17 protein-coding genes and 1 pseudogene are annotated in these 23261 nt (G+C 37.0%); 17 read left to right on the top strand and 1 reads right to left on the bottom strand.

The features are described 5' to 3' along the window. The first annotated feature begins 35 nt into the window (after positions 1-35). The 11 genes and pseudogenes from SRA_RS01350 (at position 36) to SRA_RS01300 (ending at position 15095) form a co-directional block, all read left to right on the top strand. Positions 36-879: pseudogene (locus SRA_RS01350) on the top strand (patatin-like phospholipase family protein). Between the two features lie 89 nt (positions 880-968). Beyond that, a complete protein-coding gene (locus SRA_RS01345) occupies positions 969-1427 on the top strand; it encodes a ferritin-like domain-containing protein (RefSeq protein ID WP_003086786.1) in 459 nt (152 codons plus the stop codon). A 205-nt stretch (positions 1428-1632) separates the two neighbouring features. Then, positions 1633-4134: a leucine--tRNA ligase gene (leuS, locus tag SRA_RS01340; protein WP_003086785.1), complete on the top strand. Its 2502-nt coding sequence runs from the start codon at positions 1633-1635 to the stop codon at positions 4132-4134. 191 nt (positions 4135-4325) lie between these two features. Beyond that, the gene (locus tag SRA_RS01335; protein WP_003086783.1) at positions 4326-5189 is read left to right on the top strand and encodes an Rgg/GadR/MutR family transcriptional regulator; all 864 of its coding nucleotides are present in this window, start codon (positions 4326-4328) and stop codon (positions 5187-5189) included. A gap of 252 nt (positions 5190-5441) precedes the next feature. Further along, positions 5442-8321: a lanthionine synthetase LanC family protein gene (locus tag SRA_RS01330; RefSeq protein WP_003086781.1), complete on the top strand. Its 2880-nt coding sequence runs from the start codon at positions 5442-5444 to the stop codon at positions 8319-8321. A gap of 10 nt (positions 8322-8331) precedes the next feature. Next, the gene (locus SRA_RS01325) at positions 8332-9156 is read left to right on the top strand and encodes an ABC transporter ATP-binding protein (protein WP_003086779.1); all 825 of its coding nucleotides are present in this window, start codon (positions 8332-8334) and stop codon (positions 9154-9156) included. Then, a complete protein-coding gene (locus SRA_RS01320; RefSeq protein ID WP_003086777.1) occupies positions 9146-9862 on the top strand; it encodes an ABC transporter permease in 717 nt (238 codons plus the stop codon). The genes SRA_RS01325 and SRA_RS01320 overlap by 11 nt, the downstream gene beginning before the upstream one ends. After that, a complete protein-coding gene (locus tag SRA_RS01315) occupies positions 9862-12477 on the top strand; it encodes a type 2 lanthipeptide synthetase LanM family protein (RefSeq protein WP_003086775.1) in 2616 nt (871 codons plus the stop codon). Before SRA_RS01320 ends, SRA_RS01315 begins: the two co-directional genes overlap by 1 nt. A gap of 36 nt (positions 12478-12513) precedes the next feature. After that, complete coding sequence (locus SRA_RS01310) at positions 12514-14610, top strand: peptidase domain-containing ABC transporter (RefSeq protein ID WP_003086773.1); 2097 nt, start codon at positions 12514-12516, stop codon at positions 14608-14610. Positions 14611-14708: 98 nt separating this feature from the next. Beyond that, a complete protein-coding gene (locus SRA_RS01305) occupies positions 14709-14897 on the top strand; it encodes a hypothetical protein (protein ID WP_003086771.1) in 189 nt (62 codons plus the stop codon). A 12-nt stretch (positions 14898-14909) separates the two neighbouring features. After that, positions 14910-15095 carry a lichenicidin alpha family lanthipeptide gene (locus tag SRA_RS01300; RefSeq protein ID WP_003086770.1) on the top strand — a complete coding sequence of 62 codons (186 nt, stop codon included), beginning with the start codon at positions 14910-14912 and terminating at the stop codon, positions 15093-15095. A 150-nt stretch (positions 15096-15245) separates the two neighbouring features. On the opposite strand, the gene SRA_RS09870 is transcribed toward SRA_RS01300, so the two are convergent. After that, positions 15246-16473 (bottom strand): ISL3 family transposase gene (locus tag SRA_RS09870; protein WP_126417900.1). Its coding sequence is split into 2 segments (ribosomal slippage): positions 15246-15620 and positions 15622-16473, totalling 1227 coding nucleotides; the frame shifts between segments, so codons are not numbered across the junction. A 532-nt stretch (positions 16474-17005) separates the two neighbouring features. Between SRA_RS09870 and SRA_RS01285 the strand changes: the two genes are divergently transcribed. The 6 genes from SRA_RS01285 (at position 17006) to SRA_RS01260 (ending at position 23060) form a co-directional block, all read left to right on the top strand. After that, a complete protein-coding gene (locus tag SRA_RS01285; protein WP_003086763.1) occupies positions 17006-17818 on the top strand; it encodes an amino acid ABC transporter substrate-binding protein in 813 nt (270 codons plus the stop codon). Between the two features lie 185 nt (positions 17819-18003). After that, positions 18004-18846, top strand: a complete 843-nt coding sequence (locus SRA_RS01280) for a MetQ/NlpA family ABC transporter substrate-binding protein (protein ID WP_003086761.1) — start codon at positions 18004-18006, stop codon at positions 18844-18846. Between the two features lie 256 nt (positions 18847-19102). Beyond that, positions 19103-20476 carry a M20/M25/M40 family metallo-hydrolase gene (locus tag SRA_RS01275; protein WP_003086760.1) on the top strand — a complete coding sequence of 458 codons (1374 nt, stop codon included), beginning with the start codon at positions 19103-19105 and terminating at the stop codon, positions 20474-20476. Then, positions 20469-21533, top strand: coding sequence for a methionine ABC transporter ATP-binding protein (locus SRA_RS01270; protein ID WP_003086758.1), 1065 nt, complete (start codon positions 20469-20471; stop codon positions 21531-21533). The genes SRA_RS01275 and SRA_RS01270 overlap by 8 nt, the downstream gene beginning before the upstream one ends. Before the next feature lies 1 nt (position 21534). Beyond that, a complete protein-coding gene (locus SRA_RS01265; RefSeq protein WP_003086756.1) occupies positions 21535-22224 on the top strand; it encodes a methionine ABC transporter permease in 690 nt (229 codons plus the stop codon). A 59-nt stretch (positions 22225-22283) separates the two neighbouring features. Continuing rightward, positions 22284-23060: a carbon-nitrogen family hydrolase gene (locus SRA_RS01260; protein WP_003086754.1), complete on the top strand. Its 777-nt coding sequence runs from the start codon at positions 22284-22286 to the stop codon at positions 23058-23060. The last annotated feature ends 201 nt before the right edge of the window (positions 23061-23261 follow it).

The following is a 23261-nucleotide window of genomic DNA, read 5'->3' as shown; positions in this document are numbered from 1 at the left end:
AATAAGGACAATTGATTGGTGAAAGGAAGGATAAGATGTCTGTTGGTTTGGTTTTAGAAGGCGGTGGCATGCGCGGTTTGTATACGGCTGGTGTGCTGGATGCCTTTTTAGATGCAAAGATTAAGGTTGATGGCATTGTTGCGGTGTCTGCGGGTGCTCTTTTTGGGGTTAATTATGTATCAGGCCAGCGCGGCCGTGCCCTGCGTTACAATAAAAAATATATCTCTTACCCTAATTATATGGGGCTGCGCAGCTGGCTGACAACCGGCAATGTGGTTAATAAGGACTTCACTTATTATAAGATTCCCATGGAGTTAGATGTTTTTGATGAAGAGGCTTTTGAGAAAGCGAACATTCCTTTTTATGCAGCAGCGACGAATATAGAAACCGGCAAGCCTGACTATATCCAAATTACAAACGTTTTTAAACAAATGGAAGCTCTTCGGGCCAGCTCGGCTCTTCCTCTAGCTTCTAAAATTGTCGAATGGGAGGGCAAAAAGTATCTGGACGGCGGTCTAGCTGACTCTATTCCGGTTGATTTTGCCAGAAGTTTAGGCTTTGATAAGCTGATTGTGGTTTTAACACGGCCCATTGATTATCGCAAAAAACCGTCCAGCGGTCGAATATATAAGCTCCTCTACCGCAAATACCCAAACTTTATTAAAGTAGCTTCGAGGCGTCCTGAGCATTACAATGCGACAGTTGAGCATATTATTAACCTGGAAGAAAGCAGGGAACTCTTTGTTCTTCGCCCCAGCCGTACGGTTGAAATCGGCCGTTTGGAGAAAAATCCTGAAAAATTTGATGAGATAATATCGTTTAGGACTGACTGATGCTGAAAAACGAATGCCTGATCTGAAAACCTATTTAGCAGATTGACCAGAAAAAACTAAAAAATTGATTTTAAAAAATAAAGTGATAAACTTTAAGAAGTAAAATGTATATGGTCAATTTGAAAGGAGTTCCTTATGACGAAAGAAGCAGTTTCATATTTGCAAAAGCTTGTAACAACAATGAATACGCAGGCAACCTATCATCAGATGCAAGCTAGAATTTTTGGAGCACTCGGCTTTAGTAAGTTAGAAACAAAATATGACGGTCATGCAGAAGAAGAACGTGATTTTATGAATCAATTCATTAACCGTATCTTGGATTTGGGCGGAGAACTGAAAATGGAAGTGGGACAATCAGAACCGCTTTTTCAAAACCCAATTGATTATTTGAAGCACGACCTTGACCTTTCAAGAGAGGGATTTGCTTTCTTAAAAGCGAATAATCTTTTTGAAGATTTCAAGACAGACTATGCCACTTATGATCTTTTGAAAGCTTACTACAAAGATGAAGAGGAAGACATGCTTTGGACAGAGGCACAGCTTGATTTGATTGAGCTGATTGGGGTACAAAACTGGCTGACACAGCAGCTATAAAAAGAAGAGTAGTGAAGAAATTCTAAGGACAGACTTCTTCGCTTTTTTGTTGGAAAATAAATTTTAATTCCGCAGATTCTGTTGAATTCATTGGAAAAAATGGACAATAGGATGTTGTAAATCTACCAAGCGAGATATTTATTTGCCCCTGTTCATTCCTTGTAAAAATGATATAATAAGGAGACTATATTTTTTGGAGAATACTATGGTTTACTACAATCACAAAGCAATTGAGAATAAATGGCAGGAGTTCTGGAAAGATCATCATACATTTAAGACTGGGACAGATGCCTCTAAACCGAACTTTTATGCCCTGGATATGTTTCCTTATCCGTCTGGAGCAGGGCTCCATGTAGGACACCCGGAAGGATACACTGCGACTGATATCCTCAGCCGTTTCAAGCGTGCTCAAGGCTACAATGTCCTCCACCCAATGGGCTGGGATGCCTTTGGCCTGCCTGCTGAGCAGTATGCTATGGATACGGGCCATGATCCCGCTGATTTTACAGCCCAAAACATTGCGACTTTTAAACGTCAAATTAAGTCACTTGGCTTTTCATACGATTGGGACCGTGAAATTAACACAACTGATCCTAACTACTACAAGTGGACCCAGTGGATTTTTACCAAATTGTATGAAAAAGGTTTAGCATACGAAGCTGAAGTACCAGTCAACTGGGTTGAAGAATTAGGTACAGCCATCGCCAATGAAGAAGTCCTGCCTGATGGGACATCAGAGCGCGGCGGCTATCCCGTTGTTCGTAAACCTATGCGCCAATGGATGCTGAAAATCACAGCCTATGCAGAGCGTCTCTTAGAAGATTTGGAAGACCTTGATTGGCCAGAGTCTATTAAGGACATGCAGCGCAACTGGATTGGTAAATCAACAGGTGCCAATGTAACCTTCAAGGTTAAAGGCACTGACAAAGACTTCACAGTCTTTACGACTCGTCCTGATACGCTTTTTGGAGCCACTTACGCTGTTCTTGCTCCCGAGCATGACTTGGTAGATGCGATTACAACAGCCGACCAAGCACAGGCAGTGGCAGACTACAAACGTCAGGCCTCTCTCAAATCAGACCTGGCCCGTACAGACCTTGCCAAGGAAAAGACAGGTGTTTGGACCGGTGCCTATGCTATTAATCCTGTTAACGGCAAAGAGATTCCTATCTGGATTGCTGACTATGTCCTTGCCAGCTACGGAACAGGTGCTATTATGGCCGTTCCTGCTCATGATGAGCGTGACTGGGAATTTGCTAAACAGTTCAATCTTGATATTATTCCCGTTCTTGAAGGTGGCAAGGTAGCTGACGCTGCTTATACAGAAGACGGTCTTCACATCAATTCCGAATTTTTAGACGGGCTTGACAAGGCTGCCGCTATTGACAAGATGGTAGCTTGGCTGGAAGACAAGGGTGTAGGCAATAAAAAAGTGACCTACCGCCTGCGCGACTGGCTCTTTAGCCGTCAGCGCTACTGGGGTGAACCAATTCCAATCATTCATTGGGAAGATGGCACTTCGACAGCAGTTCCAGAGGATCAATTACCACTTGTTTTGCCAGTGACTAAGGACATTCGCCCGTCAGGTACAGGTGAGTCTCCGCTTGCTAACTTGACAGACTGGCTGGAAGTAACCCGTGAAGATGGGGTCAAGGGCCGCCGGGAAACCAACACCATGCCGCAGTGGGCAGGCTCCAGCTGGTACTTCCTGCGCTATGTTGATCCGCACAATGACCAAAAACTGGCTGATGAAGAATTGCTTAAACAATGGCTGCCAGTTGATATTTATGTCGGTGGTGCTGAACATGCTGTGCTTCACCTTCTTTATGCCCGTTTCTGGCATAAGTTCCTTTATGATTTAGGTGTTGTTCCGACCAAAGAACCCTTCCAAAAACTCTTTAACCAAGGAATGATTTTGGGTACTAGCTATCGTGACCACCGCGGTGCCCTTGTGGCAACAGATAAGGTTGAAAAACGTGACGGTTCTTTCTTTAATATTGAAACGGGAGAAGAGCTGGAACAAGCACCAGCTAAGATGTCTAAATCCCTCAAGAACGTTGTTAACCCTGACGATGTTGTAGAACAATACGGTGCCGATACCCTTCGTGTTTACGAAATGTTCATGGGACCGCTCGATGCTTCCATTGCTTGGTCCGAAGAAGGTTTGGAAGGCTCGCGTAAATTTCTCGACCGCGTCTATCGTCTCATCACTTCTAAAGACATAGTTGCTGAAAACAATGGTCATCTAGACAAGGTTTATAATGAAGTTGTTAAAACAGTAACAGAGCATCTTGAAGCTATGCGCTTCAATACGGCCATCTCTCAGCTTATGATCTTTGTCAATGCTGCTAATAAGGAAGAACAACTCTATGCCGAATACGCCAAAGGTTTTATTCAGTTACTTGCACCATTTGCGCCGCACTTAGCTGAAGAACTTTGGCAAAAGCTGACGCAAAGCGGAGAATCCATTTCTTATGTAGCTTGGCCGACTTACGACGCAAGCAAATTAGTTGAAGATGACGTTGAAATTGTCTTGCAAATTAAAGGAAAAGTCCGTGCCAAAGCTGTTGTTCCTAAGGATTCCAGCCGTGAAGAACTTGAAAAGATTGCTCTTGCCAATGATAAAATTCAGGCTGAAATTGCAGGAAAAGATATTGTGAAAGTAATTGCGGTACCGAATAAATTGGTCAATATTGTGGTTAAATAAAAATATGAGGACTGGACAAGTTTTTGCTCAGTCTTTTTTAGAAAAAGCATATTTCCGAATAATAAAGTGAGATTTCTATCGAAAATTTTAACCATTCAGGACAAATGACGACTATTCACGAATAGACAAATAAAAACAGGGATATTTGCTATAATCTGAGTACCCTATCTATATGATAAAGGAGGCTGTCAATGGACCAAGAACAATTAATGCAATTGGGTGAATTATACCGTGACCTTCGTATAGCGCGTGGGCTCAAGCTAAAGGATGTCGCTAGAGAAAATCTTTCCTTGTCCCAGCTATCTAGATTTGAAAATGGGCAAACCATGCTGACAGCAGATAAGCTGCTATTAGCTATTGAAGCTATACATATGACTTTCCCAGAGTTTAGTTATGCCGTTAATCATTATCAGGAAACAATTTATTTTAAACGTTCCCAGCAACTTGCTCAACTTTATAACCAACATGATATTGATGGTTTAAAAACCATGTTGGAAGACATTGAGGGAGATGAAGTATTTGATGTTTATGAGAAGTTAAATAAATTAGTCGTTAAAGTGGCTCTCTTTAATCTGGATAAGAGTTATCAAGTTCCTGATGATGATAAAAAATTATTAGTTAACTATCTATATGCTATTGAAGAGTGGACGACTTATGAGCTCTATATATTTGGCAATACCATGACAGCTTTAAGCAATGAAGATCTTATCTTTTTAGGTAAGGCCTTTATCGAGCGGGACAAGCTCTATAGTTCCATACCAACTCATAAACTTCTCTCACAGCAGACACTTCAAAACTTATCACTAGTTTTATTAGAACGACGAGAATTTTACTACACGAGATATTTTATCAGCCACTTACGACAGTTAATTACCTTTCAAGATATATTTACTAAGATTAATATAGATTTTTATGAGAAACTCCTCGACCACATGGAAACAGGAGCAACGACAATGGCAGATTTAGAGCAGTTTATTGACAGAGTAAAGGAGCTGGCAGACCCAATATTTCCAATGTTTTTAAGAGAAAATTTAAGGCAAATATTAGAAGTGTAAAATAGAAATGAGCTATTAGAATAGCTCATTTTTTCTATAGAAAAAATAGTAAAAGTGGAACGACAAGGTTAATAAAGATAAGTTTCTTTTTCATTTTTATCATCCTCCTAATACTATTGTATATCCAGAAAGTCGAAATATAAAAAAGTTGCAAATGTGCAAAAAAATAAAAAACTAATTTCATATTTGGGAATATCAGAAAAATATGGTTTTAGATAGTAAAATGGTAAAAAACTTGGTAAGGGGGAAGTTGTGGAAGCAAGGCCTGATAATATTTTTATTAAATTAAGCGATAACCCAAATATTGAAAAATTGTACGAAAAATTTGGTATGTGTCTATTAGAAGATATAAACGCTAGCATAAACGAGCTTGAGGTTTATGAGATATGGAATAGATTTCATCTTCTTAGCAGTAATACTTTTTCTAATTTGTATTTATCATTTCTTGAGCCGTATTTATTTGAGATAAGAAATCAATTACAGAAATATGATGACAGTTTTCAAAGTGATACCATTGAACGAACTATAACAGAGAATATGTTAGAAAATATTTATTCTCTATCTGAAGGTATCTGGATAGCAGAGATGAGAAATATTAATAAAAATCAAGCTGAATATTTAGCTTATTTAAATCAGGACTATAAAAATTTAGCAGAAGTTGTTAAAAAGTATCCTTACTGGTATTTTTCAATAATTTTATTTATAAGAGATACCACAAAGTATTTACTAGAGTTTCTTTCTCATTTGATTCAAGATAAAGCCTTGGTTGCTAATCAGTTTTTGGAAGCAGATGGAATGATAACAGATATTAAACTATCTATGGGAGACAGACATAGAGGGAAATTTGTCATCAAGGTAGAATCAGAATTCGGTAATTATTTTTATAAACCGAGAAGAAGTAAGTTAGATACATTATTTAAAGAAGTTATAGATAAAATAGGGGATCAAGATGGAATATTAAAAATGAAAGCTCCTAAAATTATTGATCAAGGAAGCTATTCTTGGGCTGAAGAAATTCGATATATCCCATTACAATCAAAGAATAAAAATGAGAGATATTATATTAGGTTGGGACAGTTATTAGCTATTGCATATATACTTAATGGTAGCGATTTACATTATGAAAATATTATATCTTGTGGAGAATTTCCTGTAGCAATAGATGTTGAGACACTTTTGACTAGTAGATTGAGGTTCAAGAAGCAAATGACTCCAAAAATGTTACAAGAGGATAATATTAACTATTTGGAAGACTCTGTAAGTAATTTGATAATATTACCTACAATTGTAAAAAGCAATGGAGATTTTTATGATTTGAGCCCGCTGAAAATATATAGTGGAGAGTTACCAAATACTTTTGCAGAAACTTGGAAAAAATCTAACCATCTAGTCCAAAAAAATGAATTAAAAGATGTCATAGATTTTATACAGAGAGGTTTTACTAATATTTATAATGAGGTTCTCAAAGACAAAGAGCGTTATAAAGAATATTTCAATCGGCTATTTAACAATATTCCTATTCGCTATTTAAATAGAGAAACCCATGATTATTCGCAAATATTAAGACTATTAAAGAATCCAGTGTGCCTATTTCATTTTAAATATGCTTTTGCAGTATCTATGAAACTTCTAAGTGAGGAAATCCAGGAAGAAGAAGTACAAGAGTACAAGGAGATGTTAAAGTTTAACATCCCATATTTTGAATTAAATACTGGTAGTACCGATTTACTTTTATCCAATGGAGAGAAGATAAAAAATTACTTTATAGAAACACCTCTAGAAAGTCTAGAGTATAAATTGAATTTACTATGTGAGGAAGATCTTGAAAGACAATTAAGACTAATAACTCAAATGTTGACAGTAGTTTCTACAGAATTTGACGTAAAAGAGATAAATGAAGTAACAATTCATGAGGGAGAGAATCCACAAAAGCAAAGGGCGCAGACGATTGAACAAATGATTGCGACTGTTTTTGAAAATAAACTGATAAATCCATTAACTAAACAATATTTTTGGATAACTCCTGAATTAGAAGGTGATAATAATAGAAGCTTTTACCAAATTCATGAAAATCCTGATAGTTATTATTCGGGTAGCGTTGGAATACTAAGGTGTTTGCTACTGCTCGAAAAATCAGGCTATAAAGATTTACCTATTAATAAATTAATAAGTGATATTGAAATTGATATAGATAAAATTATTAAATATGGGACATCAGACATCAGTATTGGTGCTTACAACGGAGTGGTTGAATATTTAAGATATTATGCTTATATATATAAGCATAACAACTTTAGTGATGTCTTATCTTTGAAACGCATCCATTACTTATTAGACTTAATAGAAAATAGCTTTAAAAAGGATGAAAAATTAGACATCTTAGACGGAACGGCAGGTGTCATATTAACTTTAATAGAGATATTTCAATTACATTTGAGTGATTGTTTGAATAATCGTGTGATTAAATTAGTTGAGAAATGTCGCTTACATCTAATAGATTCGATTATTTATGATAAGGGGGAAGTCTATTTTCCTATTGCACAGGAAAAAAAACGTTATTTTACTGGTTTTGCACATGGGTCATCTGGAATTATTTTAGCTATTTACAGAGCAAACAAGCTATTAGATATAGATGACTATACTCTTATTCAATCATTACTAAAAACAGAAAGACGCTTATTTGATAAGACAAATCAAATGTGGTTTAAGGACAATAATAGAAACAGCTATTCATGGGGATGGTGCCACGGAATTCCAGGTATTCTTTTATCAAGACTTGAGCTTATAAAACATGGCTATCAGGATGACTATATTATTGAAGAAGCTTATGAATTATATGAGATTGCTATGCAAAAATCTCTAGGTGTGAATCTAACTTTTTGTCACGGTGATTTAGGAAATCTTGTGATTTGTAAGTATGCTGAGGCGATACTTAACATTGAATACAGTAAGGTAGAAATATACATTCAAGAAATTCTTCCTTATTTATTAAATTCAATGGAATATAACATTAGAGGAACTGAAACGGTAGGAGTAATGCATGGCTTAGTTGGGATAGCCACTTTTTTGGACAGTACGATTTGTGACAACTATCTCAGACTTTTGGATATTTTAAAAATAACATCAGATTAAGGAAGTGGATATGAAAATTTTAGAGATTCAAAACGTAAATTTTAAATATGGAAAAGATTATGTCTTGAAAAACATTAATCTTACGTTAGAGCAAGGAGATATCCTAGGTTTGGTTGGTGAAAATGGTGCTGGAAAGTCAACTTTGATGAAGCTCATTTCAGGCATCATTCCCAACTATAAAGGAGATATTAAGATTCAAGCTCATAATGTTGGTACTTTAATTGAACACCCCAGCCTCTATGCTGATATGACAGTGTTGGGTAATTTGAAATTTTACTGTCGTTTATTTGGCAAGAGTTACAGCGTCATTGATGATTATAAATATGTTCTACAGGTGGATAGTTATTTACATAAAAAAGTTTCAAAACTATCTTTGGGGATGAAGCAGAGAGTTGGACTCTTTATTGCTCTCATTGCTTCTGAGGAGTTTATCTTATTAGATGAACCGACAAATGGTCTGGACCCTACTGGTATTAAAAATTTACTGGACTTAATAAAAAAATTGTCATCTGAAAAGGGTATTACTTTTATTATTTCCAGTCACATCTTACAAAATTTGGAGCAAATTTGTAACAAAGCAGTTCTGCTGAGGGATCACACAATTAGCAGCTTGGATGCTAAGGAGCATATGAAATATAAGATTTATCATCCTGATTTATCTCAATCTGAGCTAATCTGCTTATTAGAAGATAATGGTTTCGACTATGAACAAAATGGTAGGGATATTATTGTTCGTGATATTGATGCCATTGAAGAAATGTTACAAAGAGAGAAGAATATTACTCTTGAGAAGGAAAAAATAAGTTTGAGTGAGGTATATTTTGATGAACAATAAATGGGCAACGGTCTTGTTTGTAAGACTAACTATTGTGAAATTTAGTGTATTTATTTTTCTGATGCTATCCCTATTGCTTGGTGGGGGAATCATCTATTCTATTGAGAATTTAAAGGGACCTTTTCAGGTTTATAATATCTACAGTGTATTTTCTACCGTTTCCAATTTCTTATTGATGTATGCAGCTATCAATGCCTTTGGTAGAGAGTTTCGCTATAAAACCATCAATCAGCTTAGAATTAGTGGGCGATCAAGTATTGAAATTATTTTGAGAAAGTTATTAGCAGTTGAGCTTTTAGCTATTTTGACTAGCCTAGTTTCTTTTGCGGAAGTTGCATTTTATAAAATTTATTTTAATCATCCGCAGATTGATTTATTTGAAATTTTTAACCATCTGGTACCTGCTTACTTAGTTTATGCGCTATTTCTCTTTTCATTAGGAAGCATTATCACATTAGTTTTAAAAAGTTCATTATATTCATTCATCACTCTATTCCTTACATTAAGATTAGGGGTGACTATCATGAATGTTATGAATAATTTTGAATCTACAGCTGATTTGACTAAATATATTCCTTTATCATTTGTTGAAAATGCCTTTAGTTTTGCTAAATACACTCCGGAACAGTATGTGGTTACTATTGTTTGGAGTGTTGCATTGATGGCATTATTACCTGTGATTTATCGTAAATGGGGTTATGCATAGTGGAAAACATAAGAAATTCGGCTTATCCCAGTATAGAGGGTAAATTTGAAAACTATTTTTCTCACTATATTTCAAAGATATATGAGCAATTATTATCTATTGATTCAAAAGGACTATTCAGTAGCCAAAAAGATCAGGACAATTGTTACTACACACTTATCGATGGTATCTTAGAGAATATATCATCAGTAGCAATTAATTCTCTGATTGACTATTATCAGGAAGAAAGAGCTATAAATCCTAATTTATCATACAAAGATTATAATGAAAATCTTCAAAAAGATAGATATTTTCAAGAATTTCATCAAATTTATCCAACAGTGAAAGATAATTGTGAAGTTGTTATTTGTAATTATATTCAAAGGATTAAAGAAGTATTTAGTCTACTTCAAAATTACCAAGTAGAAATAAGGAACTTTGCTAGCTTAAAAGAAAGTGAGTCGCTGTCTCTTAGTAAACTTAATACCTTTGAAGGTGATTTTCATATTAATACATTTGTAGCTATACTTACACTAAATGAAAAAAGAATATTGATCAAGAAACGTCCTAATTTAGGGGATCGTCTTTTGAGAATTTTTCAAAAATATTTTGATAAGGAAAATATCAAACTACCTATTGCAAATACAATTTTCTTAGACGATGACTTATGTCTTCAAGAATACATCAAGTCAGATAGTGCAGTTTTAAATAGTATAGAACTCCAAAATTTTTATTATAAATTTGGAATTATAACAGCTATTTTTACAATTTTAGGAAGTAAGGATCTTCATAGTGAGAATATTATTTCTACAAAATATGGTCCCTATTTTATTGATTTAGAAGCTGCTATAACGGACACACTAAATAGAGAAAAATTAGACTCACTATTGACAGAAACTTATCTATTTAATTCTAGAGAAAAAAGACTTGTATATGGTTCACTAGATTTAAGTGCATTTAGTGGAGGTGATATAACCACTTGGCGGCATGGTGTAATTCATAAGGGACAAGATGACATTAATCTAGGAGTCTACAGTTATACTGAAAAGCATAGTAATATACCACAAGACATAAATGGCATCAAGGTTAATCCTGAAGAGTATTCAGCAGATGTACTGAAAGGTTTCGATACAGGAATTAGAGTTTTTCTCAAATATAAGGAGAGGTTCATTCAGGAACTAGAATTAATAGAGAGCTATGATTATAGGGTTGTGCTTCGTAATACGGCTTTTTATGGTAAATATTTAGATGATTTAAACTTACCAATGTACACTAAGAGTAAGGAAAAGTCAGAAAATTATATCAACCTATTGAGGAAGCACAGTAAACGCGATAAAAAAATAGTTGACAAAGAAATGGCTTGTTTGAAACAACAAGCTATCCCTTATTTTTTAATCAGCGAAGTAACTGATAATAAAATAATTAAGGACAACCTCATAAAGAGAATTGGAGGGCTTAGCCTTAATGATTTGAATAAAGAAAAATACTATTTGCAGCTAATTTTGGGATTAGATATTCCAATAGAAAGAGAATCTCACTATTTGGATAATAGAAACAGAGTGGATAATGAACTACAAGCATTTGAATCATTTTGCTCGAATGATATGGGTTTTAAATTTGGAGTGATTGATCACACTGTTCAGAATACGCTGTTACATTATTGTAATGATATATATACATTTGGTGGTTCTCTCTTGTTTTTAGCTAGCTATTGTAAAAATAGTAAATTGAGAGAAAAAATAATAGCTACAGTCAGGAGTGGTGACACAAGTGAAGGTCTTTCTGGACTAATAGGTAGACAATCGTCATACTTGCTCTATCATTATTTTAATTTAGAATCTGAGAAGCAAAACTACACATCTTCAAAAGACATAGTACATGAAAAAGATATTGTAGATTTTTCAACGTATGGGAGTGCCATTCTGGTTTTAAACTATCTCTACAAAGAAACTTCAAATAAGGCTTATCTGGATGATATAAAACTATTAGGAGAAATATATTTAAAAACTTACACTAAGCGTAATCTTACTGGTTTATTTCATGGATATGCAGGCGATATTTTAGTGTTATCAGTTCTCCGCCAATATATAGAACATCAGACTATTGATAAAGATATTCTCGACCTTATTCAACTCGAGAATTCTAATTTTAACAAAGTTTCTAATAATTGGAATGATACTAGGCACAATATTTCTAATACTGAGGATCTATGTGCATTATCGTATGGAGCTGTGGGAATACTTTTCAGTAGGTACTTACTCTATCGTTCATCCAATCTTTCCAAGAAATTAAAAGATATTGTTATAACTGATCTCTTTAAAGCTCTTAATTGTATTTTGGTCAGAAAAAGGAGCGATTATATGGATGATTCTCTAGTTAATGGCTATGCAGGTGCTCTTGTGGTTCTAAAAATAATTTTACAATCAGGTTTATTGAATAACCACTATAGTAAAGTGATAAAAGTTAAAACCTATATAGAAGAAGGAGAAAAATTATTAGAAAACAGCCAATGGCGTTATGAGCAATTTAGTAATCTTTTAAATCCTTCATTTTTTAATGGGAGATTAGGTACAGTATTTACTTTATGGTTCATAAGCCAAAATGATTTTTATATTGAAAAGTTCTTGGGGGTGTAGGAAATTAAAAAGAAAAAAATTACACCACTTCTACAGATGAGCCAAACAGAATGTGGATTATGTGTTGCTGTAATGTTAATGGAATACTATGATGTTCGCTTAACTTTGAATGATATTCCTAAGGAATTCTCTGCGGGAAGAGATGGGACGCGTATTAGGGGACTTAAGAAAATTTTTGACCACTTTGGTTTTTCCATGAATATGTTTAAGGTGACTGATAGACTCTCAGAGATAAAAAACTCCTCGTTACCAGGCATCGCTTATAGAATCGGAGGACATTTTGTCGTAGTAGAATCAATCTCTTCTAATGAGGTTATTATATTGGATCCAGCTTTTGGACGAACAAAAATTTCAAAGGATGAACTTGATAATGACTATAAAAATTTAATACTTAAGATAACGCCTAACGAAAATTTTAAAACCGTTAATACTAGAGGACAAGAATTTTCACTGATTAAAGAAGCAGTATTCTTTAACAAGAAACTCGTTGTACAGGTGCTTATTGCAGCGGTGATTGTCTATTCGTTGACACTAATTGCTCCGTTACTATTAAAAGGACTTGTTGATAATTTTTTAGTTAGCAAACAGATAGATACTACAATTTGGGCACTATCTATAGGTACAATCGCAAGCAGTTTGGTCTACTTTGTAGTGAATAGAGTCAAGCAAATTACTAGCATTCGTCTGTCTATCTCCGTTGATAAATTTTTATCAAAAAAGGTTGTTGATAAATTATTTAAAAATAAATTTGAATTTTATCTTAACCGTACTAGCTCGGATATCCAATATCGATTAGTACTATTAAAAAATTTAAAAATGATAATTAGTGATATTATCATTCAAACTTTTTTAGATATAGGTTCTATGGTTGTTATCCTCATTTACATTATGAATTTACAACCTTTATATGCAGTCTTTTTAGCATTTATCACATTGCTAGTATTATCCATGAGCAGGTTTATGCGAGAGAAAATGTTGTTGTACAAAAACAAGGAGTTGGCAACGGATAGTAAATTGCAAGTTTTTCAGTATGATATTTTTCGTGCAATTTTTGATGTAAAAGTGTTAGGGATAAGCTCAAAAAAGCATAGGTCGTGGCATAGATATTATGAGGATTATATCAAGTCTCATGAAAAAAATCAGCGATTTATCACTTTGTATCAAAATATACTAGCATATATTACACTTTATGTACCAATTTTCATTCCTATCTTAGGAATCTGGATTAGTCAATTGGATCACAGTAACCAAGTTGGAACGATTATATCTTTACAATCGATTACAGGTACATACATTTCAGGTCTAATCTCCATAGCTCAATTATCAGATAATATTACAACAGCAAAATCTTACCTCATACGTATAGATGACATCCTTTTGCAGGAAGACGAAGAAGTAAGAAATCGTATAATAGATTTTAAAGGGAATATAAGGGTAAACAACTTGTCATTTGCCTATCCCGGTGCCGAAGACAAAACATTAGATGATATTAGTTTTTCAATTAATGAAGGTGAGTCTGTAGCCATTGTTGGCGAAAGTGGTTCTGGTAAGTCTACGTTATTTTATATATTGTTAGGTGCTTATGATAATTATGAAGGTGATATATACTTTGAAGGACTAGATTTAAAGATTTTAAACAAAGATGCTTTACGTGAGCAGATAGGAGTAGTTCCTCAGGATGCCTTATTGTTTAACGGAAGTATAAAAGAAAATTTAGTTGAAGATTTTGAGGTTGCTGATAATGATATATATGACGCTCTAAAAAAAGTTACTCTGCTTGATTTTGTTGATTCATTGCCTATGGGGATTAATACAGTGGTGTCGGAAAATGGGTTCAACTTCTCAGGAGGACAGAGACAGAGGCTAGCTTTGGCCAGAGCTATTTTAAATCAAAAATCAATGCTATTCTTAGATGAAGCAACGAGTGCTCTTGATAATATTACTGAGCATCAAATTGTAGAATATTTGTCTGAAGATTCTAAAACAAAGATTGTTATTGCTCATAGATTAAGCACTATAAAAAATAGTGACAAAATAATTGTTTTAAAAGACGGTCAAGTATCTGAAGTTGGAGACCATCGTAGCTTGATGGCTCGAAAGGGAGAATATTACCGAATGTATTCTGGTAAATAATATATTGAGCAATAACTTTTGGGTAGCTGGGTGGGACAAGGAGAAGATAGGAGTATTATGATGATAGGTAGTTTATAAAGAATAGGAAGGAATATAAAATGAAAAGTAATTTATTAAAAATAAATAATGTAACAGAGGTGGAAAAAGATATGGTAACGCTCATCAAAGATGAAGATATGGAATTAGCCGGGGGCTCTACTCCGGCATGTGCAATTGGGGTTGTTGGTATTACTGTAGCAGTTACTGGTATATCAACTGCGTGCACATCTCGCTGTATTAACAAATAGGAGTAAATTATAATGAAAGAGATTCAAAAAGCGGGCTTGCAAGAAGAGTTATCAATTCTCATGGATGATGCTAATAACTTAGAACAACTTACTGCTGGTATTGGTACAACAGTAGTAAATTCTACTTTTAGCATTGTATTGGGAAATAAAGGTTATATCTGTACGGTTACTGTTGAATGTATGAGAAACTGTCAGTAGTTGGTACTAGTGCATATTAATTTTATAGACTATTTACATGGTGACTAATATTCCTATCTGGAAAGTCTTATTTAATTATATTGATCAGTCAGTCAATGTGGTTAGTAGGACTTTTTTGGCTCATTGTCAACTGTAGTGGGTGACTTATAACTAAGCACGAGAGAGAATCAGATTGGTTCTCTCTCTTTGCATGTTCAAAGCGATGAGAATTTTAGTTTTAAAGGTTTTGAAGTTTCGAAAGCCAAAAGCTTGGCGTTTGATGTCCTTGATAAGCTTGTTGGTTGCCTCCAGTTTAGCGTTAGAATAAGGTAGGTTAAGAGCATTGATGATGTAAGCTTTGTATTTGAGAAAGGTCTTGAAGACTGTTGAAAATGGCTGATTGACGAGATTCAAATGGTCTTCAATGAGTTCAAAGAATTCAGTTGCTCGTTTTTCTTGAAAATGGAAGAGCAGGAGCTGATAAAGCTCATAATAATAGCGAAGTTCATCAGAGAAGGCTAATGTTTTATCAATAATCTCACGAGGGGGTTAAGGTTTGCCTGAAAGTTCGTGAATAGAAGGCAGTGTCAGAAAGTTTTCTGCCGTCCTTGTGAAGAATCCGCCAATGATTTTTCATCGCCCGATAAGGTAACGACTTCTTGTCAAAGCTCTTCATAATGGCGATTCTAGTGGTCATCATAGCCCGACTCAAGTGCTGAATAATGTGAAAGCGATCAAGGACAATTTTGGCGCAAGGAAACAATTGCTTAATGATAGGAATGTAGCTACCAGACATATCCACCGTGACCACTTTAACCTGTTCACGAACTTCTCTAGGATACTTGTAGAAGTCGTTTTTAATGGTTGATTGCCTGTTGTTTTCAAGGATGGTGACGATCTTCCTCGTCTCAAAATCTTGTGCAATGAAGGCGAGTTTGCCCTTATTTCGAGAGAATTCATCCCAACTCAAAACTGTAGGAAGTTTGGAGAAATCCTCTTTGAAGGTGAACTGATCCAGCTTTCTCTGAACGGCAGAGACGGAGATATGGAGTTTCTTTGCGATAGCTGAGTTCGTCAACCTCTCTGTGTGAAGCTGTGTGATTTTAGCCCAGATGGGTTTGGAAATCTGCCCGTTTTTTTGAACGAGAGAGGTCTCAGCCACCCTCACTCTGCGACAAACCTTGCACTGAAAGCGGCGCTTTTTGAGCTTAAGGACGGTGGGCATCCCTTGGATATCAAGGAGTGGGATAGTTGAAGCTTTCTGGAAGTCGTATTTCATCATTTTTCCCTGACAATGGGGACAGTCAGAAGCTTGATAATCCAACTTTGCCCGTATCTCGATGTGGGTGTGAAGGTGTAAAACAAGAAGAATTTTAATATTTTTGTCTTTCAATCCGATTAAATCTGTGGTATTGAAAGATGTTCCATATGAGTCTTTCTAATGAGTTGTTTTGCGCTTTTCATTATAAGTCATATGGGACTTTTTTTCATACAATCAAAAAGCCCTATAATATCTGAATGGGAGTTACCCACTACAGATATTATAGAGCCCTAATAATTTACTGTTTCTCGGATTGCTATTCTCTATGCCATTGTTAGCCGCTAAAATTACTGTCTAAAACCACCTTTTCTTCAGCATTTACAATGTATATTTCAAATTGTAAATTTGCCATACATTCCGCCAAATCATTCTGAATACGTTTTAGTGCTTCTACACGCATTTCTACGGATGTGTTGATAGTTCCTCTGCCAGTTTGCTGTCAATTACTATGTTGAAACGCTCTCCTTTTGCTGGATTATTATTAGAAAATCTAAGGGTGCCTTGATGGATCTGTGATAGAAATATTTTATCACCGTGATAGAAATTATATAATAGGCAAGGTTCCCAATTAGTGATAAGATAGATATGATTATTATTCTTGGAGGAACTTATGAAATTGAAAACGATTGTTAAGACAGGCGCTCTTGCCCTTGCCTCAATTTTTTTGCTTTCAGCCTGCAGCTCTGGCTCTAAATCATCAAAAGAAAGCGTAACGCTTGCAACTGTTGGGACCACTAATCCCTTTTCTTATGAAAAAGACGGCAAACTGACGGGTTACGATATTGAAGTTGCAAAGGCTGTCTTTAAGGGAACAGACAAATACAAGGTCAAATACCAAAAGACCGAATGGACCAGTATTTTCTCAGGTCTTGACAGTGACAAATATCAAATCGGAGCTAACAATATCAGCTATACCAAAGAACGGGCCAATAAATATTTATATTCCAACCCGACAGCTTCCAATCCTCTAGTGCTCGTTGTCCCTAAGGACAGCGACATTAAGTCTTATGATGATATTGCCGGACACAGCACCCAAGTGGTTCAAGGGAACACAACAGTGGCTATGCTGCAAAAATTTAACAAAAAACAAAGCAAGGCCAATCAAGTGCAGCTGAATTTCACCAGCGAGGACATTGCCCATCAAATCCGCAATGTCAGCGATGGCAAATACGACTTTAAGATCTTTGAAAAAATTTCAGCTGAAACTATTATTAAAGACCAAGGACTCAATAACCTGAAAGTGATTGAGCTTCCGTCAGAACAAAAACCGTATGTTTATTTCATTTTTGCCCAGGGACAAGAGGATCTGCAAAAGTTTGTTAATAAACGGATTAAAAAACTGTATGATGATGGAACGCTTGAGAAAATTTCTCAAAAATATCTGGGCGGAAGCTATCTTCCGGATAAAAAAGATATTAAATAATCCATAAGGGAGCAAACTAAGCAAATGTTAGGCTGGAAAAGTTCAGCTCTGTTTGTCAGCGGGACTGAGACGGCAAAACAAGAGATATAGTTTAAAACTATAGAGAAATCATTGAAATAACAATTTGATAGCTATAAGCAATTATGAGAAAATAAACTTACTTTAGTAGAGAAGGTGGATGATTAATGAAAATAAAGAAAATAGTAAGTATTTTAGGTTTGGCCTTAGCAGCGGTAATTTTCCTTGCAGCCTGCGGTCAAAAAAGCGATAAAAATACTCTGACTGTCGGTGTAATGACCATGACCGATTCTGACAAGGCTCGCTGGGATAAGATTGAAGACCTGCTTAAGAAGGATAATATCAAGCTTAAGTTTAAAGAATTTACGGATTACTCTCAGCCAAATAAGGCTCTGAAAAACGGAGAAATTGATATTAATGCCTTCCAGCATTATAATTTCCTCAACAACTGGAATAAAGAAAATAAAGGCAATTTGGTAGCTGTTGCCGAAACTTACATCAGTCCTGTCAACCTCTTTTCAGGAACAGAAAACGGCAAGGCTAAATACACCAGTGTCAAACAGCTGCCCGACAAGGCTCAGATTGCTGTTCCCAATGATGCCACCAATGAAAGCCGCGCCCTGTATGTTCTTCAGGATGCCGGTCTTATTAAGTTAGATGTATCAGGCGATACGCTGGCTACTATCAAGAATATCAAATCCAATCCAAAAGATCTTGATATCAAGGAAGTAGATGCCAGTCAGACAGCCAGAAATCTGACTTCTGTTGACGCTGCGGTTGTCAATAACAGTTACGCTGTTCCAGCCAAAATTGATTTTAAAACATCTCTTTACAAAGAAAAAGTTAATGCTGGTTCTAAGCAGTGGATTAATATCATTGCAGCGCAAAAGAACTGGAAAAAATCAGATAAGGCAGCTGCTATCAAAAAATTAGTTAAGGTTTATCATACGGATGCTGTTAAGAAAGTTATCGAAAAAACATCCAAAAATGTTGACCAGCCTGTTTGGTAACAGACAGCAGCTAAAAATAAGCAGACGATGGGACTCAAAACCGCCTGCAAAAAAGTTTTTCAGAGTTTTTAGCCTAATCTAAAAGACTGACAGCTCCAGCAGGGTTTAGAGTGGTTGCTGACTTTGCGCTGCATGATAATTTCTGAAGAATTTTCACAGCTGCAGGCAGCCGCTGCTTGATACATTTTAAGACTAAGATGACTAAGAATGAGAGGCTGAGACTTGGTTTCAGCCTCTTGTCATATAGAGGAGAACAATGGTAGTTTCAAGTGAGAAAGAACAAATTGCCAAGTTTTGGCAGGATGAAGTGGCCCAGCACTATTTTGAAGTTTTGCGAACCTTGATTTCCAAGAAATCAATATTTGCTCAGCAGGTAGGCCTTCAGGATGTTGCTGCCTATCTGGGAGAAATTTTTGCCAATGTTGGCGCAGAAGTGACTATTGATGAGACCTATAGGGCTCCTTTTGTCATTGCTAAATTTAAGAGTTCCAATCCTCAAGCCAAGACGATTATTTTTTACAATCATTATGATACAGTGCCGGCTGATGACGATCAGGTTTGGACAGACGATCCCTTTAAACTGACTGTCAGAAAAGGCTATATGTATGGCCGCGGCGTTGATGATGACAAGGGACACATTACGGCTCGTTTGACTGCTGTTCGAAAATACATGCGCGAGGTGGGCGATCTTCCTGTTAATATTACCTTTATCGTGGAAGGAGCAGAAGAGTCAGCTTCAACAGACCTTGATAAATACTTGGCTAAGTATGCAGACAGTTTACTGCCGGCAGACGTTTTAATCTGGGAGCAGGGAGTCAAAAATAGTCTCGGACAGTTAGAGATGACAGGCGGAAACAAGGGAATTATTACCTTTAACCTGTCTGTTTCCAGTGCTGAGGTTGATATTCATTCTAAATACGGTGCCGTTGTTGAATCAGCCAGCTGGTATCTTTTGAATGCCATTTCCAGTATGAGAGCTGATGATGGCCGGATTTTGATTGACGGTATTTATGATCAGCTGTTAGAGCCCAATGAGCGCGAACTGGACTTGATAGAGCGTTTTGCCCTGGAAAACAGCGAAGGTCTGCGCAGAGTTTATGGTTTAAAACTTCCAGTTTTGAAAAAAGAACGCCAAGATTTTCTTAAGACCTACTTTTTTGAACCAGCCCTGTCTATAGAGGGGTTCTCCTCGGGCTATCAGGGACAGGGAGTAAAAACCATTCTTCCTGCTTCTGCCAGTGCTAAGATGGAAATGCGTTTAGTGCCAGGGCTCAGTCCCAAATATGTTTTTGAAAAGATTAACAGTCACTTGCGAAAACTGGGATTTGAACACGTTAAAGTAACCTATACCTTGGGAGAAGAATCCTACCGCAGTGATATGAGTGCTCCGGCTATTTTGAATATTGTTGAATTAAGCAAGCAATTCTATGAAGCGGGAGTTTCAGTTTTGCCGACAGCAGCAGGTACAGGCCCCATGCATACGGTCTATGAAGCTTTGGGGGTTCCTATGCTGGCTTTTGGCATCGGCAATCCTAACAGCCGGGATCACGGCGGCGATGAAAATGTGAATTTGGCCGACTATTATACCCATATTGAATTAATAAAGGAGCTAATCAGAAGTTATGAGTAAGGCGATTATACAACTCGATCATATTGATATTACCTTTCATCAAAAGAAACGCCGGATAGAGGCAGTTAAGGATGTCAGTGTTCATATCAACCAAGGCGATATTTACGGCATTGTTGGCTATTCCGGTGCCGGTAAGTCTACGCTCGTGCGTGTTATCAATCTTTTGCAGACACCAACTGCCGGAAAAGTCACGGTTGATGATGATGTTACCTTTGATAAAGGAAAAATTCAGCTGTCCAGTCAGGAACTGCGACAGAAACGGCATGAAATTGGTATGATTTTTCAGCATTTCAATCTCATGGCTCAAAAGACTGCCAGGCAAAATGTTGCCTTTGCTTTGCGGCACTCGAATTTAAGCCCCGCTGAAAAAGACCAAAAGGTGACAGAATTATTGGATTTAGTAGGCTTATCTGACCGTGCGGACAATTATCCTGCCCAGCTTTCGGGCGGTCAAAAGCAGCGCGTGGCTATTGCGCGGGCTCTTGCCAATGATCCTAAAATTTTAATTTCAGATGAAGCGACTTCTGCCTTGGATCCTAAAACGACCAAGCAGATTTTGGCGCTCTTGCAGGATTTGAATAAAAAATTAGATCTGACCATTGTCATGATTACCCATGAAATGCAGATTGTCAAGGACATCTGCAATCGTGTGGCAGTTATGCAGGCTGGCTCTTTGATTGAAGAAGGGTCAGTCTTGGATATTTTTTCCAATCCCAAGGAAGAACTGACTAAGGACTTTATTGAGACAGCGACTGGTATTGAAGAAGCCTTGCTTAAGATCAAGCAGCAGGATATTGTGCAAAACCTGCCGGCAGATGCGGTCTTATTGCAGTTGAAATACGCTGGGACAGCCACAGATGAACCCATTTTAAATAATCTTTATAAGCATTATCAGGTAACTGCCAACATTCTTTTCGGCAATATAGAAATTTTGGAAGCGACGCCTGTTGGTGAAATAATTGTCATTTTAGAAGGTGATGCTGCTAATATTCAGCAGGCACTTGATAATTTAAAATCACTAGATTTAACAGTGACTATTCTAAAGAGAGGAGCTTGAAATGCATTTCATTCAAACCTATTTACCAAACGTTTATGAGCTTGGCCTGACCGGAGATGCAGGCTGGCTGACAGCTCTTTTAAATACGCTGTACATGACTATTATTCCCTTTATCATCGGCGGCGGAGTCGGATTGGTTTTTGGTCTTCTGCTTGTATTAATGGGGCCTGATGGCGTCATTGAAAACAAGACTGTCTGCTGGATTATTGATAAGGTGACATCTGTCTTTCGTGCCATTCCCTTTGTTATTTTGATTGCGGTGCTGGCGCCTTTGACCATGCTTTTGATGCAGACCAATTTAGGAGCAACAGCAGCCTTGGTTCCTCTGTCCTTTGCGACTTTTCCCTTCTTTGCCCGTCAGGTGCAGGTTGTCTTTTCTGAGTTAGATCGTGGTGTTATCGAAGCGGCTCAGGCTTCCGGCGCTACCTTTTGGGATATTGTCAAGGTTTATCTGAGCGAAGGTTTTCCAGACCTAATTCGCGTGTCAACTGTAACCTTGATTTCGCTGGTTGGTGAAACGGCGATGGCCGGAGCTATTGGAGCCGGCGGACTTGGTAATGTTGCCATTTCTTACGGTTATAATCGCTTTAACAATGATGTAACCTGGGTGGCAACTCTCATCATCCTGCTTCTTATTTTTACCATTCAGTTTATCGGTGATAGCCTGACCAGAAAGGTCAGCCACCGCTGACAGATAGGGCAGCTGTTTAAGCTAAAAGACGCTTTGATGGTCTTTGGAGGTGATTTTTTGTGAAGGTAAGTCTGATACAGTTTGATGTGAAAGACGGGCAGCCTCAGTTAAATAAAAACAAGGTTTTAGAGATCATGCAGCAGGCCCTTTCAGATCAGCCTGATGTTATTATCCTGCCTGAACTGTGGAATACAGGCTATGCTTTGGAACAATTAGAAGAGATTGCTGACGAAAACGGAGAGGACAGTATCTCTTGGCTCAGTCAGTTTGCCTGTGAACATCAAATCGCTCTAGTTGCAGGCTCTGTTGCTACTAAACGGCAGGGAAAGTTTTATAACACTGCCTATACATTTGCTGCAGACGGAAAATTAATTAATACCTATGATAAGGTTCACTTGTTTGGTCTGATGGCTGAAGATGAATTTTTAACTGCAGGACTAAAGGAAAGCCATTTTCACATAGGGTCTGTCAGTGCCAGTCAGGTCATCTGCTACGATATTCGTTTTCCCGAATGGATCCGCAAATTGATGAGCCAAGGGGCAGAGCTGCTCTTTGTGTCAGCCCAGTGGCCGGCCAGCCGTATTGAACAATGGAAAATCCTTTTACAGGCGCGGGCTGTTGAAAATCAGGCTTTTGTCATTGCTGTTAACCGTGTGGGGCATGGACTGAAAGATTACTTTAACGGTCATTCGCTTGTGGTTGGTCCTCTGGGAAATATTTTGTTAGAGACCGATGACAGTGAAGGAGTTTTCAGCACTGAAATTGATGTAGGGCAGGTTAAAGCGGCTCGCGGACAAATTCCTGTTTTTACAGATCGGCGGCCTGAACTCTATTAACAGCTGTCAGAGCTAAAAAACAAGTTGGCCTTGCTGTTTTCCAAAAGCGCTTTGTCCGAAAAATTTGCCTTATTTAGCAGCTAGCGGAAGATTTTAACGGTTTTATTATCAGCACTGGACAGCTGAATCTTTTGCGGGAGCAAAAGACGAACTCCCAAGCTGTTTTCAAGGCTTACTGCAATGGGGTGCAGCACAGAAGTC

The organism is Streptococcus ratti FA-1 = DSM 20564 (assembly GCF_000286075.1).
GTDB classification, from domain to species: Bacteria; Bacillota; Bacilli; order Lactobacillales; family Streptococcaceae; genus Streptococcus; species Streptococcus ratti.
This window is presented reverse-complemented; position numbering and strand designations above follow the sequence as displayed.